The sequence below is a fragment of the Burkholderia sp. ZZQ-2 genome (assembly GCF_050768715.1).
Lineage (GTDB): Bacteria > Pseudomonadota > Gammaproteobacteria > Burkholderiales > Burkholderiaceae > Burkholderia > Burkholderia cepacia.
The window spans coordinates 27,107-41,101 of sequence record NZ_LDVA01000274.1; the positions used below are offsets into that span (position 1 = coordinate 27,107).

Below are 13,995 nucleotides of genomic sequence, written 5' to 3' on the forward strand. Positions count from 1 at the left end.
AAAAAATTTTTGCAGAGTGTCCATGTCGCTTAAAAAATCGCCATTCTTCGAGCTGCGCAGCGGATCGGTCGATACGTTGCTGTTCACCGTGAAGACGACCGATCTCGATGCGTTGCGTACCGAACTGGTCAAGCGCTTCGAAGCGACTCCCGAGTTTTTCGCCGACGATGTCGTCGCGATCGACGTCCGCCGCCTGGCGGACGGCGAACGCGTCGCGCTGGCGGACATCCGCCAGATGCTGAACGACGTGCGGATGCGCCCGGTGGGTGTCGTCGCGCTGGCCACGCAGGGCTGGGCGGGGGAAGCCGGCCTGCCGTTGCTCGAGGCGCGCGATCGCCGCGCGCCGGCCGCGAAACCGGCCGAGGGCGCGGAGGCGTCGCCGGTCGCCGAGGCCGTCGTCGCAGCAGCAGCCGCGGCGGCGCCCGAGCAGGCGTCCGAGTCGGTGCCGGTGTCGAACCAGCCGGGCGGCCAGACGCTCGTGATCGACCGGCCGTTGCGTTCGGGGCAGCAGATTTACGCGAAAGGAGACCTCGTGGTGCTCGCGCCGGTCAGTCACGGCGCGGAGATCATCGCGGAAGGCAATATCCACATCTACGCGCCGTTGCGCGGCCGCGCTCTCGCGGGCGTGCACGGCAATCACGACGCGCGCATTTTCTGCACGTGTCTCGAGCCGGAACTGATTTCGATCGCGGGTATCTATCGAACAACCGAGAACCCGTTGCCCGCCGATGTACTGGGGAAAGCGGTGCAGATCCGGCTCGAAGAGGAAAAACTGATGATTGAACCGCTGCGCCTGACGTAATACACGCGGTGCGCTCCGGATCGATTGGCTCTCATTGACGAACACAGGGTATTGGGTAAATGGCAAAAATCATCGTGGTGACCTCGGGCAAGGGCGGCGTGGGCAAGACGACGACGAGCGCGAGCTTTGCGTCCGGTCTCGCGCTGCGCGGCCACAAGACGGCCGTGATCGACTTCGACGTCGGCCTGCGCAACCTCGATCTCATCATGGGCTGCGAGCGCCGCGTGGTGTACGACCTCGTGAACGTGATCCAGGGCGAAGCGAACCTGAACCAGGCGCTGATCAAGGACAAGAAGTGCGAGAACCTGTTCATCCTGCCGGCGTCGCAGACGCGCGACAAGGATGCGCTCACGCGCGAAGGCGTCGAGAAGGTGCTGAACGACCTCACCGCGATGGACTTCGAATACATCGTCTGCGATTCGCCGGCCGGCATCGAGGCGGGCGCGCTGCACGCGATGTACTTCGCGGATGAAGCGCTGATCGTCACGAACCCGGAAGTGTCGTCGGTGCGCGACTCCGACCGCATTCTCGGCATCCTGTCGTCGAAGACGAAACGTGCGACCGAAGGCAAGGATCCGATCAAGGAACACCTGCTGATCACGCGCTACAGCCCGAAGCGCGTCAGCGAAGGCGAGATGCTGTCGCTCGAGGACATCAGCGAGATCCTGCGCATCAAGCTGATCGGCGTGGTGCCCGAGTCGGAAGCCGTCCTGCATGCGTCGAACCAGGGCTTGCCGGCCGTGCATATCGACGGCACCGACGTGGCGGAAGCGTACAAGGACGTCGTCGCGCGCTTCCTCGGTGAAGACAAGCCGCTGCGCTTCACCGATTACCAGAAGCCGGGCCTGCTGCAGCGCCTCTTCGGCAGCAAGTAACGGAGGCCGCCAATGTCCATCCTTTCGTTTCTCCTCGGTGAGAAGAAGAAGTCCGCATCGGTCGCGAAGGAGCGCCTGCAGCTCATCATCGCGCACGAGCGCGTCGGCGGCCGCCCGCCGGCCGATTACCTGCCGGCGCTGCAGAAGGAGCTGGTCGCGGTCATCTCGAAGTACGTCCATATTTCGAACGATGACATCCGCGTGAGCCTCGAGCGCCAGGACGATCTCGAAGTCCTCGAAGTGAAGATCGAGATCCCGCAGGCCTGAGTGCTACCTGTGTCCCTCCGCACGGCGGCACTCGCCGCCGTGCGCGTCTTACGCCCTGTTGCACTTTCGGGCACGCCGTAACACGGCGCCTGTCGGCCGTTATCGGTCCTCCCGCATTGAACGAATACGCTCGCGTAACTTGTTCAACCTGGAGGTTGTGATGGCTGTCTCTACTGTTCAACGTCGTATCGTTTCGCTCGCCCTGCTTGCCGCGAGCCTGTCAGCCGTCGTCGCGCCGCTCGCCGCGCATGCGGACGAGATTCTCGTCGGCACACCCGTGATCGCGCCGCAGGGCCGCGTGGTCGTCGCCGAGCCGGTCGCCGTGCGCACCGAGGAAGTCGTCATCGTCGCGCCGAATGCGCCGCCGCCGGTGCGCTACGAGGTCGTGCCGGCCGCGCGCGTGGGCTATGTGTGGGATCGCGGGCACTGGCACTGGGAGCATGGCCGCTACGTGTGGATCGGCGGCCACTGGGAGGCCGAGCGCGTCGGCATGCAATGGGTGCCGGGCCATTGGGACCAGCGCGGTCCGAACTGGTTCTGGACCCGTGGCCACTGGGCATGACGGGGGGCGGGCGATGAAAAGAACCGCAATCGCCATCGTGCTCGTCGCGATCACGCTGGCCGGGTGCATCGTCGTGCCGGCGCGGCCCGTGTACTACCGGCCGGCACCCGTCGTGATCTACTGAGCGTCGCGCGGGCCGGGCTGCGCCGCGCCGTTGGTCCCGGCCGCGGCCGGCTCGTCGTCGTGCGGCGCCGGTGCATCGGCGCCGCCTTCGGTCGGTGCGGCGGCGGGCGGCACTTCACCACCTTCGTCGCGCAGCGTGTCGAGCGGGTCGGCGGGCGCGGCGGCCGCATCCTGCGGTTCGGTGATGCCGGTTGCCATCGTCGTGCTCGCCGCGGCTGCCGCAGCCGGTTCCGCGGCCGCGACGGGCGGCGCGAGATAGCGCAGCGCGAGCGTTTCGTAGAGCGGCGGCGCGAAGAAGCGCGATACGCGGCTCGACACCAACGCGGTGGCCATCAGCGAAATCACGAGTGCGTGACCGTTGATCATCTCCATCACGATCACGAACGACGTGATCGGCGACTGCGTGACGGCCGCCATATAGCCCACCATCGCGAGCGCGATCAGCATCGGCAGGCTCATGTTGCTGAACACGACGTGCAGCAGGTTGCCGAACCCTGCGCCGATCGACAGCGACGGTGCGAAGATCCCGCCGGGGATGCCCGGCAGGTACGAGGCGACCATCGACACCATTTTCAGGAACGGGTAGAACACCGACAGATGCTGGCTGCCGTCGAGCAGGCCGCGTGCTTCGGCATAGCCGCTGCCGAAGGTCGTGCCGCCCGATACGAGGCCGACGACGGCGATCGCGAAGCCGCACAGCGCGGCGAACGCGATCGGCCGCTCGCGATACAGGCCCAGCAGCCGCGCGGGCAGCCAGCGCCCCGTGTTGAGCAGCAGCCAGCAGAACAGCCCGCCCGCGATTCCGGTCACGATCGCGGTGACCAGCACGGCGAGCGCCAGCAGTTTCGGGAAATGGGGGCCGGCATCGATCGTACCGAAATACGTGTAGTTGCCGTTCAGGCCGAGCGCGACGACGCCGGCGAGTATGATCGCGGTGATCAGCACGCCGCTGGCGCGCGCGGAGAAGCTGCGCGTCAGTTCCTCGATCGCGAACACGATCCCGGCGAGCGGCGTATTGAACGCGGCCGACAGCCCGGCCGCCGCGCCGGCGAGCACCAGCTGGCGTTCGATCTGCGCGTTCGAGCGCGGGTAGAAGCGCCGCAGGTTGAACATCAGCGCCGCGCCGACCTGCACGGTCGGCCCTTCGCGGCCGATCGTGAAGCCGCCCAGGATGCCGAGGAACGACACCAGCACCTTGCCGAACAGGATGCGCAGCGTCAGCAGCCGGGAGCCGAACGCGCTCGGGCGCGCATGCAGCGTCGCGATCACCTGCGGGATGCCGCTGCCCTCGGCGCCGCGGAAGAAGCGGCGCGTGATCCATACCGACACCGCGGCGATTGCCGGCGTCAGCAGTAGCGGCAGCCACGCGGCGTGATCGCGCATCGTGCGGAAGCTTTCGTAGCCCCAGTCGATCAGTCGCGCGTAGAGCACGGCCGCGAGGCCGACGACGATCGCGCCGAGCCAGAAAACGCCGTACTGGCGCCAGATTCTCAGCGAGCGTCGGGTGAGGGCGGGAAACAGGGCGGGAAGGGCGGCAAGAGCGGGGCGTGGCATCGGCGGGGCCATCGGGCAAAGGAGACATTATAAAAAGGAACCGGGGTCGCACAGTGGGCGACAGGGTTTCGCAAGCTTGTAGCATTTCGTTGCAAATGTAATTCAAGAGTAATGTTCGCGGCGGGTATCCGTCGTTAGCATCCCCAAATGGCTCGCTCTTCCCCGCAAACGTGAAACGCATCCTCATCGTGAAAGTGACGTCGCTCGGCGACGTCGTCCAGACGCTGCCTGTCGTCGCGGATCTGCATCGCGCCTTTCCCGGCGTAACGGTCGACTGGGCGGTGGACGAATCGTGCGCGGAGGTTGTGCGCTGGCATCCGGGCGTCAGCCATGTCCTTTGCGCGCCGCTGCGCCGTTTCAAGAAGATGCGCAATCGCGGCGACCTGAAGGCGATCTCGGCGTCGATCAGCGCGCTGCGGGCGCACCGCTACGATGCGGTGATCGACCTGCACGGCGTCTACAAGAGCGCGATCATTTCGCTGCTGGCGCGCGCCGCGCGCCGCGTCGGCTACCAGACGCAGGATCTCGGCGAAACGGGCGCACGCTTCGCGTATTCGCACCGCTTCGGCCCGCGGCCGGATTGCGATGCGTGGCACGGGATGCGCGTGAGCGCGGGCGAGGCGCTCGGTTACGCGCCCGAGGGTGTCGCCACGTACGGCATCGTCCCGCCGCAGGACGCGAACCTGCCGACGGCCGTGACCGACGGCGCACCGTTCATGCTGTTGTTCCATGCGACGTCCAACCCCGACAAGAAATGGCCGGCCGATCACTGGGCCGCGCTCGCCACGCAGATGATGGCGCGCGGCGTGCGCGTGCTGTTGCCGTGGGGATCGGCTGCCGAGCACGATGACGCGCAGGACATCGCCGCGCGCGCGCCGGGGGCGGTCGTGCTGCCCGCGATGACGGTGCGCGAACTCGGTGCGGCGCTTGGCCGGGCTGCGCTCGTGGTGGGAGTCGATACGGGGTTCGTGCACATGGCGCACGCGTTGCAGCGGCCGACCGTGATGATTTTCGTCGCGACGTCGCGGCACCATTGCGGGATCGGCGGCGCGCCGAATGCCCTGTCCATCGGCGAGCCGGGCGCGATGCCGTCGGTCGAGGAGGCGCTGGACGCGATCGATACGGTCTGCCCGGCCTACGGCGCGCGGCGCGCGCGACTGACCGCCTGACGAAGCGGGGCGGGCCGGTTCAGGCGAGCAGCGCCTCGACCGTGACGACGGCGGCGATCGCCGCCAGGTTCGCCAGCAGCGCCTCGAACACGAGGCCGCGCCACGTCTTCGGCCGGAAGCGCAGCGCGAGCAGGAGCGCGCCACCGAGCGCAAGCGCGAGGATCAGGACGAGATCGGCATTGCCGAGGCGGATGTTCATGGCGGCGGCTCCTTCGGGGCGGGATCCCGGGGGCGCGCGGCGGCGCACCCGGGATCGAGTATAGGCAGCGCCGGCCACCGCGCAACCCGGGTCGCCCCGGAGACTCAGACGAGCGACGCGTCGCGCGTTTCGCGCATCAGCAGCACGCCGATCAGGCTGATGGCCGCCGCAACCGATACATACCCGCCGACCCACGACAGCCCGCCGCGCGCCGCCAGCAGTTGCGCGATGTACGGCGCGATCGACGCGCCGAGGATCCCGCCGAGGTTGTACGCGACCCCCGCGCCCGTATAGCGGACGTTGGTCGGGAACAGTTCCGGCAGCAGCGCGCCCATCGGCGCGAACGTCACGCCCATCAGGAACAGCTCGATCGTCAGGAACAGCGCGACGAGCGGCATCGAGCCGCTGCCGAGCAGCGGTTCCATCGCGAAACCCGACAGCAGCGCGGCGATCGCGCCCACGACCAGCACCGGTTTGCGGCCGAAGCGATCGGATGCCCACGCGGACAGCGGCGTCGCGAGTCCCATGAACACGACCGCGAAACACAGCAGGCCGAGGAAGCTCTGGCGCGGAATATGCAGCGCCGACACGCCGTACGACAGCGAAAACACCGTCGAGATATAGAACAGCGTGTAGCAGACGACCATCGCGAGCGCGCCGAGCAGCGTCGGCTGCCAGTGTTGCGTGACGAGGGTCGCGACCGGCACGCGTACGCGCTCGTTGCGATCGAGCGCGGCCTGGAACGCGGGCGTTTCGGTGATCTTGAGTCGCACGTACAGGCCGAGCGCGACGAGCACCGCGCTGACCAGGAACGGGATGCGCCAGCCCCAGCTGCGGAACTGCTCGTCCGACAGCGACAACGCGAGCGCGAAGAACAGGCCGTTCGACATCAGGAAACCGACCGAGGGCCCGAGCTGCGGGAACATGCCGAACCAGCCGCGCTTGCCCTGCGGCGCATGCTCGGTCGCGAGCAGCGCGGCGCCGCCCCATTCGCCGCCGAGGCCGATCCCCTGGCCGAAGCGCAGCACGCACAGCAGCACCGGCGCGAGCGTGCCGATCGCGTCGTAGCCGGGCACGAAGCCGATTGCGGTGGTGGATACGCCCATCACGAGCAGCGACGCGACGAGCGTCGATTTGCGCCCGATGCGGTCGCCGAAGTGCCCGAACAGGAACGAGCCGATCGGGCGCGCGATGAACGCGATGCCGAACGTGACGAACGCGGACAGCGCCTGTGCGGTCGCGGAGCCGTGTGGAAAGAATACGGGGCCGATGACGAGCGCGGCAGCCGTTGCGTACACATAGAAATCGTAGAACTCGATCGCGGTGCCGATGAAGCTCGCGAACACGATGCGCCGGTGGCTGACGGCGCCGGCCGAACCGGTTGCGTGTGCAACGGTCGGGGGGGATGCGGACATGGATGTCTCCGTTTTGTCGTTAGGGCGGTCGGCTGGGCGTGCGGTCGGACAGGCGGACGCCTGCCGGGGAGCAGCCGAGCGGATGATGCGGTAGCGGCGTGGACGCGCGCCATGGCGCGGACGTCACCCGCCGGTCGACGATGGAGACGGGTACGTCGCCGCCACCCGGTGCCGGCGTGGTCGGCTCGCATGCCGGGTGGGGCGCACGAACGCGCGCACGGCGTGATGGCCGCGCGATTGCGGAAAATTATAGCCAGCGCTGCCGCGCACCGGCAATCGCGGTGCGGCGGCCGGTCAGTCGATCGATTGCGCCTGCGCCGACGCGGTGCTTTGCAACTGGAAGTGGCCGTCGTCGTTGAAGAGCCAGCCTTCCATCATTTCGAGCCGGCCGTTGCCGTCGAGCAGCCGCGACGGTGGCGGGGGCAGCGGCGCCGAGCGGCGCAGCGACGCGAGCGCGAGCGCTTCCGCTTCGCTGTCGCCGTTGCTGCGATAGACGGACGCGTTGACGAGCCGGCCGCTGCCATCGACGGTGAAGGCCACGACGACGAGCGAACGGAGCATGGCCTGTGGCGTGCCGTGCAGCAGGCCGGACGGATTGCGTTCGGCGACACGCCGCGCGACTTCGACGCGGTATTGGTCGAGGCTGCCACTGCGTGTGATCGACGGAATCGTCAGGATCGAGTGCAGCGACGGAGGCGGCGTGATCGTGCACGCCGCGAGCATGGCGACGACGGCCAGTGCAACTGCACGCAGCCGGTCGACGCGCGAACGGGAAAGGGGGCGCATGGGAGGCTAGCCAGAAGTGACTATAAAAAAATGATAGGCGCACGGGCGCGAGCCGGCATCGGGAGAAACGCATAACGGTCGATGCCGGGTGTCGCGATCGCTGATGGCGAGGCAGCGTGCGCCCGCGCATCGCGATGTGACGTGACATGTGACGGCACGCTCGCGCGGCTGCCGCACGTCCGCATCCCGGTGCGCGTGTTGCACGGTTGAAAGCAAGGCGAGGAACGCGACCGGCGCGCAGGCGCTTGGAGATGGTTCGGCAGCGCGCATCCGTCGCCGCGGGCAGCACCGCGGCGGATGCCCGCGCAATCGTCAGCGACGCGTGTCGCCCGGTTCAGAAACCGTGCGTGACGAGTGACAGGACCGACAGGTCGGGGTGCGTGCCGTCGATGATGCTCTTGCCGACATGCACGGCTTCGTGGACGGCTTCATCGAGGCTGGCGAAGCTTTCCTCGCCGTCCGCATGGAACGGTACCGCGTGGCCGGGTAACGCGGGATTCGCGCCGGGATGGCATACGTAGCCGGTGTAGGTATAGCGCGTGTCGCTGCCGGGCACGGCAGCCGGCACGACATGGACCTCGAAGCCTTCGTAATCGACGTGTTCCGTCGGTATCGACAGTTCGGTCATGGCGATCTCCGTGTACCGCACGCAGGGGTGGCGCGCGCGGCATCGAGTACGCGGCGGCGGTCGTGTCGCCGTGTTGATCGAATTCTAGGTGATCGAGCGGCTGGCCGGGAGGCTTCCGGCGCGGTGCGGCGCGATGACGGGCTGCTGCCCGTGCCGTTTCGACGAACGGGTTCGCGCGCGGCGCTGCATCATTGTTTGCAGCGGGCGTCCTTGCGCTGCACGACGATGATCACCGGGTATTTCTGGCCGTGGTCGAGCTCTACGCGTGCCACGACGGTGAGCGTCGCCGGATCGGAATCGTCGTACACGCTCACCTGTTCGTTGCGCAGGTAGGTCACGCCGGTGCAGTTCGACGTGCGTCCGTCGTCTCCCACCTTGCACTGGAGGTCGTTGTCTTTCAGGTAGTTGTACGGCGACGGGCTCGCGAGGTATTCGCTCAGGCCGCGCGGCGAGCCGCCGACGCCGGACACGTATGCGATCGCGCACGACGCTTGCGCGTCGCTGCCGGACGCGGTGTCGGCTGCCGCGTGCGTGCTGACGGCCGCGAGCAAGGCGACGAGCGACGAGACGATGAGGGGCTTCATGACGTGGGTTTCCCGTTTCGCGAATCGGAGCGCCGGATTGTAACGGCATCCGGCGGGACGCGTCGGAACGTGGGGGAAAGCCGTACGAGAACCAACAAAAAACCCCGTCATTCGCTGAATGGACGGGGTTTGGCAAACTTCCTGGCGGAAGCGGTGAGATTCGAACTCACGGACAGTTTCCCGTCGCCGGTTTTCAAGACCGGTGCCTTAAACCGCTCGGCCACGCTTCCACACGAGGCGGCATTGTAACCGAAATGCCGCGATCTTCATGCCCTCAATCGTCGCGCAGGAACAATTCCTGCAGGTCGTTGAGGAAACGCTGGCCGAGCGGCGTCGGCGCGATCTGCGCGAAATCGCGTGCGATCAGCCCGCGCCGTTCCGCTTCCTGCAGTGCCGGCTCGATCGTGCTCATCGGCAGGCCGGTGCGCTCGGCGAAGCTGTGCACGGGGAAGCCCTCGACGAGCCGCAGCGTGTTCAGCATGAACTCGAACGGCAGGTCGCGCGCGCCGACTTCACGCTCTTCCTGCACGGCCGTGCCGGCCATCGCCTGCTCGATGAAGGTCGCCGGATGCTTGTAGCGTGCCTGCCGCAGGATCCGGTTCGGGAACGACAGCTTCGTGTGCGCGCCCGCACCGATCCCGAGATAGTCGCCGAAACGCCAGTAGTTCAGGTTGTGCTTGCACTGATGATTCGGCTTCGCATACGCGGACACTTCGTAGCGCCCGTAACCGGCCTCGGCCGTACGTGCGTGAATCCATTCCTGCATGTCGGCCGACGCGTCGTCATCGGGGACGACCGGCGGAAACTTCGCGAACAGCGTATTCGGCTCGAGCGTCAGGTGATACAGCGACAGATGCGGCGGCGCGTACGACAGTGCGGTTTCGATGTCGGTACGGCATTCGTCGAGCGTCTGGTTCGGCAGCGCGAACATCAGGTCGAGGTTGAAGTTGTCGAAGTTCTTCGCGGCGATCTCGACGGCCGCGCGCGCCTGCGCGGTGTCGTGAATCCGGCCGAGCGCTTTCAGGTGCGTTTCGTTGAAGCTCTGGATGCCGACCGACAGGCGGTTCACGCCGCTCGCGCGGAACTGCGCGAACTTCGCGGCCTCGAACGTGCCCGGATTCGCCTCGAGCGTGATCTCGGCATCGGCGTCGAGCGGCAGCAGCGCGCGCACGTCGGACAGCATCCGGTCGAGGCCGGCGGCTGACAGCAGGCTCGGCGTGCCGCCGCCGATGAACACCGTATGCACCTGCCGGCCCCACACGAGCGGCAGCGCCTGCTCGAGATCGGCGCGCAGCGCGTCGAGATACTCGGTTTCCGGAAACCGTTCGCCTTTCCACTCGTGCGAGTTGAAATCGCAGTACGGGCACTTGCGCACGCACCACGGGAAATGCACGTACAGCGCGAGCGGCGGCAGCGACGTGAGCCGCACCTGGCCGGGCGACGTGAAGGTCGCGACGACGCGTGCGCCGGTTTCCGCGGCCTGGCTCATGCAACCTCCCGCAGTGAAGGGGTATCGGGCATGCTCATGCCTCCTCCGCGAGCCGCGCCAGCAGCGCCTTCAGCGCCAGCGCGCGGTGGCTGTGCGTGTTCTTCACGGCCGGTTCGAGTTCGGCGGCCGTCGCGCCGAGCGAAGGCAGATAGAAATACGGGTCATAGCCGAATCCGTGCTCGCCGCGCGGGGTATCGACGATCTCGCCCGCCCAGCGCCCTTCGGCGAACAGCGGCTCGGGGTCGTCGGCATGGCGCACGAGCGCGAGCACGCAGCAGTAGTATGCGCGCCGGTCGTCGACGCCGCGCAGCTGCTCGACGAGATACGCGTTGTTCGCCGCATCGCCCTTGTCGCGGCCCGCGCGCTGCGCATAGCGCGCCGAATAGACGCCCGGCGCGCCGCGCAGCACGCGCACGCACAGGCCCGAATCGTCGGCGATCGCCGGCAGCCCGGTGAGCCGCGACGCGTGACGCGCCTTCGTCAGCGCGTTCTCGATGAAGGTGCCGAACGGCTCGTCCGCCTCGGGCACCGCGAGGTCGCCCTGCGGGACGATCTCGATGCCGACCGTCGAGAACAGCGCGGTGAATTCGCGCAGCTTGCCGGCGTTGTTCGACGCGAGGACGATGCGCGACAGCGGCGCGATGGTGTGGTCGTCCGGCATGTCAGGCGCCCAGCACGTCTTTCTGAAGCTGCACGAGTTCGGCGATCCCGCCTTGCGCGAGGTCGAGCAGCGCGTTCATCTCGGCGCGCGAGAACGGCACGCCTTCGGCCGTGCCCTGGACTTCGACGAAGCCGCCGGCGCCCGTCATCACGACGTTCATGTCGGTGTCGCAGCGCGAATCTTCCGCGTAATCGAGGTCGAGCACGGGCGCGCCCTCGTACACGCCGACCGAGATCGCGGCGACGTGGTCGGTGATCGGCGAGCGCGTGAGCTTGCCGGCCGCGATCAGCGTCGACACGGCGTCGTGTGCGGCGACGAACGCGCCGGTGATGCTCGCCGTGCGCGTGCCGCCGTCGGCTTGGATCACGTCGCAGTCGATGTGGATCGTGCGCGGGCCGAGCGCCTCGAGGTCGAACACGGCGCGCAGCGCGCGGCCGATCAGGCGCTGAATTTCCTGCGTGCGGCCGGTCTGCTTGCCGCGTGCGGCTTCGCGGTCGCTGCGCGTGTGCGTCGCGCGCGGCAGCATGCCGTATTCGGCGGTCAGCCAGCCTTGCCCGCGGTCGCGCAGGAAATCGGGCACGCGTTCGGAGACGCTCGCGGTGCAGAGCACCTTGGTGTCGCCGAATTCGACCAGCACCGAGCCTTCGGCGTGTTTCGTGTAGTGGCGCGTGAGGGCGACCTTGCGCAGTTCGTCGGCGCGGCGGCCGCTCGGGCGGGAAACGGAGGACGTCATGTGGGAATCGCGGAACGAGAGGAAACCCCGATTTTAGCGCCGAACGGCGGGCTTGCCCGGCGGGGTGGTTCCCAAAAATGGGATAATGCGCGCTTCCCGCCCCGCGCTTTCCGATGCGCCGGGCGCCTCGACATATCCCCGCCCGCGAGGGCACCCAGACGGCGAGACGAACCATGATCTACAGCATGACGGGCTACGCGAGCGCGACGCGCGAACTCGCGACGGCCACCGGTAACGGCGGCACCAGCGTGTCGGTCGAACTGCGCACCGTGAACTCGCGCTTCCTCGACCTGAATTTCCGGATGCCGGACGACGTGCGCGCGTGCGAACCCGCGCTGCGCGAAATGCTGATGAACAAGCTGTCGCGCGGGAAGGTCGACATCCGCATCAACCTGCAGCGCGGCGAGCAGAGCATCGGCGCCGGCGCGCTGAACCAGTCGGCGCTCGGCCAGCTCGCCGAACTCGAGCGCTCGGTGCTGGACACGTTCCCGGGCGTCGGCCGCCTGCGCGCGGGCGAGATCCTGCGCTGGCCCGGCGTGATCGCCGAAAGCGGCGTGTCCGCGGAAGCGATCCGCGACGCGGTGCTCGCGTGCGGCAAGGAAGCGATCGGCGAGCTCGTCGTCGTGCGTTCGCGCGAAGGCGCGCAACTGGCGACGATGCTGCTGTCGAACGTCACCGAGATGGAAGCGATCGTCGCGCGCATCACGCCGCTCGTGCCGGAGCTGATCGCGAAGCATCAGCAGAAGATCGTCGAACGGCTGCAGGAAGCGCTCGGCATCGCGGCGCCCGAAGGCAGCGCGACGATCGTCACGCGCGAGGAAGCCGCGGAGCGCATTCGTCAGGAAGTGACGATGTACGGGATCCGGATCGACATCGCGGAAGAGCTGTCGCGTCTCACCGCGCACCTGAACGAAACGCGTCATGTGATCGAGAAGGGCGGCCGCGTCGGCAAGCGTCTCGACTTCATGATGCAGGAACTGAATCGAGAAGCAAACACGCTCGGCTCGAAGGCGGCGGCGAAGGAACTGGCCGACGCATCGATGGCGCTCAAGCTGTTGATCGAGCAGATGCGCGAGCAAGTGCAAAACCTGGAGTAACAGAGATGAAACGACCCCCACGCTCACTATGTTCGCTGCCCCCCGAGGGGGCGGCCAGCCTCCTTGGGGCTGCCCGGCGGAGGCTGTCATGACCGATTCCCATCGCGACGTCCACGCGTCGCATTCGCTGCACGGCGGCGTCTATCCCGGCAACCTGTTCATGGTCGTCGCGCCGTCGGGCGCCGGCAAGTCGACGCTCGTGAATGCGCTGCTGTCGAAGGACAACGACATCTGCCTGTCGATCTCGTACACGACGCGCAAGCCGCGCCCGGGCGAGCAGGACGGCCGGCACTATCACTTCACGACGGTCGAGGATTTCCGCGCGCGCCACGCAGCGCACGAATTCCTCGAGAGCGCGGAAGTGCACGGCAACTACTACGGCACGTCGCGCGTCTGGATCGAAGAGCAGATGAAGAACGGCCACGACGTGCTGCTCGAGATCGACTGGCAGGGCGCGCTGCAGGTGAAGAAGCAGTTCCGCAATGCGGTCGGCATCTTCATCCTGCCGCCGTCACTCGACGCGCTCGAGGAGCGCCTGAAGAAGCGCGGCCAGGACGAACCGAACGTGATCACGCGCCGACTGCTCGCCGCCGGCAGCGAGATCGCGCACGCGTCGGAAGCGGAATACGTGGTGATCAACGAGAATTTCGAGCGTGCGCTCGCGGAGCTCGAATGCATCGTCGCCGCCACGCGCCTGCGCTTTGCTTCGCAGTACGCGCGACACACGGAGCTGTTCATCGAGCTCGGCATCCATCTGCCCCACGCGGAATGACGCGGGGGACGAGGGACATAAGGTAGAATAAGGACTATATTCAGAAGGAATTACCAACATGGCTCGCATTACCGTCGAAGACTGCCTGAAGCAAATCCCGAACCGCTTCGAACTGGCGCTCGCCGCCACCTATCGCGCGCGGCAGCTCGCGCAAGGCCATACGCCGAAGATCGAAAGCCGCGACAAGCCGACCGTCGTCGCGCTGCGCGAAATCGCTGCCGGCCAGGTCGGCGTCGAGATGCTGAAGAAGGTGCCGGTGTAACGCGCATCCGGCCCGTT

Annotated in this window: 17 protein-coding genes and 1 tRNA gene; 8 read left to right on the forward strand and 10 right to left on the reverse strand. The window is 67.3% G+C overall.

Annotation, left to right across the window (positions count from 1 at the left end):
• The first annotated feature begins 22 nt into the window (after positions 1-22).
• The 4 genes from minC (at position 23) to ABY44_RS21705 (ending at position 2,506) form a co-directional block, all read left to right on the forward strand.
• A complete protein-coding gene (gene minC, locus ABY44_RS21690) occupies positions 23-802 on the forward strand; it encodes a septum site-determining protein MinC (RefSeq protein ID WP_059695888.1) in 780 nt (259 codons plus the stop codon).
• A gap of 59 nt (positions 803-861) precedes the next feature.
• Positions 862-1,677, forward strand: a complete 816-nt coding sequence (gene minD, locus ABY44_RS21695) for a septum site-determining protein MinD (RefSeq protein ID WP_027788114.1) — start codon at positions 862-864, stop codon at positions 1,675-1,677.
• Between the two features lie 12 nt (positions 1,678-1,689).
• Positions 1,690-1,944, forward strand: a complete 255-nt coding sequence (gene minE / locus ABY44_RS21700) for a cell division topological specificity factor MinE (RefSeq protein WP_006486661.1) — start codon at positions 1,690-1,692, stop codon at positions 1,942-1,944.
• 160 nt (positions 1,945-2,104) lie between these two features.
• Positions 2,105-2,506 (forward strand): YXWGXW repeat-containing protein, encoded by a 402-nt coding sequence (locus ABY44_RS21705; protein ID WP_059695887.1) that lies wholly within the window; start codon positions 2,105-2,107, stop codon positions 2,504-2,506.
• Positions 2,507-2,623: 117 nt separating this feature from the next.
• Here the strand turns inward: ABY44_RS21705 and ABY44_RS21710 are convergent, their stop codons facing one another.
• The gene (locus ABY44_RS21710; protein ID WP_060174684.1) at positions 2,624-4,183 is read right to left on the reverse strand and encodes a chloride channel protein; all 1,560 of its coding nucleotides are present in this window, start codon (positions 4,181-4,183) and stop codon (positions 2,624-2,626) included.
• Between the two features lie 170 nt (positions 4,184-4,353).
• Here ABY44_RS21710 and waaC point away from each other — a divergent pair, with 170 nt between their 5' ends.
• On the forward strand, positions 4,354-5,352 hold the full coding sequence (waaC, locus tag ABY44_RS21715) for a lipopolysaccharide heptosyltransferase I (RefSeq protein WP_059695885.1): 999 nt from the start codon (positions 4,354-4,356) through the stop codon (positions 5,350-5,352).
• Between the two features lie 19 nt (positions 5,353-5,371).
• Here the strand turns inward: waaC and ABY44_RS21720 are convergent, their stop codons facing one another.
• From ABY44_RS21720 to rph, 9 genes are all read right to left on the reverse strand, one after another.
• A complete protein-coding gene (locus ABY44_RS21720; RefSeq protein WP_021164136.1) occupies positions 5,372-5,551 on the reverse strand; it encodes a hypothetical protein in 180 nt (59 codons plus the stop codon).
• A gap of 104 nt (positions 5,552-5,655) precedes the next feature.
• A complete protein-coding gene (locus ABY44_RS21725; protein WP_021164135.1) occupies positions 5,656-6,966 on the reverse strand; it encodes an MFS transporter in 1,311 nt (436 codons plus the stop codon).
• A gap of 294 nt (positions 6,967-7,260) precedes the next feature.
• Positions 7,261-7,752, reverse strand: a complete 492-nt coding sequence (locus ABY44_RS21730; RefSeq protein ID WP_060174685.1) for an energy transducer TonB family protein — start codon at positions 7,750-7,752, stop codon at positions 7,261-7,263.
• A gap of 334 nt (positions 7,753-8,086) precedes the next feature.
• Positions 8,087-8,380 (reverse strand): hypothetical protein, encoded by a 294-nt coding sequence (locus ABY44_RS21735; protein WP_027788108.1) that lies wholly within the window; start codon positions 8,378-8,380, stop codon positions 8,087-8,089.
• Between the two features lie 188 nt (positions 8,381-8,568).
• A complete protein-coding gene (locus ABY44_RS21740) occupies positions 8,569-8,964 on the reverse strand; it encodes a hypothetical protein (RefSeq protein WP_027788107.1) in 396 nt (131 codons plus the stop codon).
• A 142-nt stretch (positions 8,965-9,106) separates the two neighbouring features.
• Positions 9,107-9,194 (reverse strand) — tRNA-Ser (locus ABY44_RS21745).
• 44 nt (positions 9,195-9,238) lie between these two features.
• On the reverse strand, positions 9,239-10,453 hold the full coding sequence (gene hemW / locus ABY44_RS21750) for a radical SAM family heme chaperone HemW (protein ID WP_027788106.1): 1,215 nt from the start codon (positions 10,451-10,453) through the stop codon (positions 9,239-9,241).
• Between the two features lie 34 nt (positions 10,454-10,487).
• On the reverse strand, positions 10,488-11,114 hold the full coding sequence (rdgB, locus tag ABY44_RS21755; protein ID WP_021164128.1) for an RdgB/HAM1 family non-canonical purine NTP pyrophosphatase: 627 nt from the start codon (positions 11,112-11,114) through the stop codon (positions 10,488-10,490).
• 1 nt (position 11,115) lies between these two features.
• Positions 11,116-11,847 (reverse strand): ribonuclease PH, encoded by a 732-nt coding sequence (rph, locus tag ABY44_RS21760; RefSeq protein WP_059695881.1) that lies wholly within the window; start codon positions 11,845-11,847, stop codon positions 11,116-11,118.
• A gap of 173 nt (positions 11,848-12,020) precedes the next feature.
• Here rph and ABY44_RS21765 point away from each other — a divergent pair, with 173 nt between their 5' ends.
• From ABY44_RS21765 to rpoZ, 3 genes are all read left to right on the forward strand, one after another.
• Positions 12,021-12,944: a YicC/YloC family endoribonuclease gene (locus tag ABY44_RS21765; protein WP_059529547.1), complete on the forward strand. Its 924-nt coding sequence runs from the start codon at positions 12,021-12,023 to the stop codon at positions 12,942-12,944.
• A gap of 88 nt (positions 12,945-13,032) precedes the next feature.
• Positions 13,033-13,716, forward strand: a complete 684-nt coding sequence (gene gmk, locus ABY44_RS21770; protein WP_027788102.1) for a guanylate kinase — start codon at positions 13,033-13,035, stop codon at positions 13,714-13,716.
• Between the two features lie 58 nt (positions 13,717-13,774).
• Positions 13,775-13,978, forward strand: coding sequence for a DNA-directed RNA polymerase subunit omega (gene rpoZ / locus ABY44_RS21775; RefSeq protein ID WP_006025620.1), 204 nt, complete (start codon positions 13,775-13,777; stop codon positions 13,976-13,978).
• The last annotated feature ends 17 nt before the right edge of the window (positions 13,979-13,995 follow it).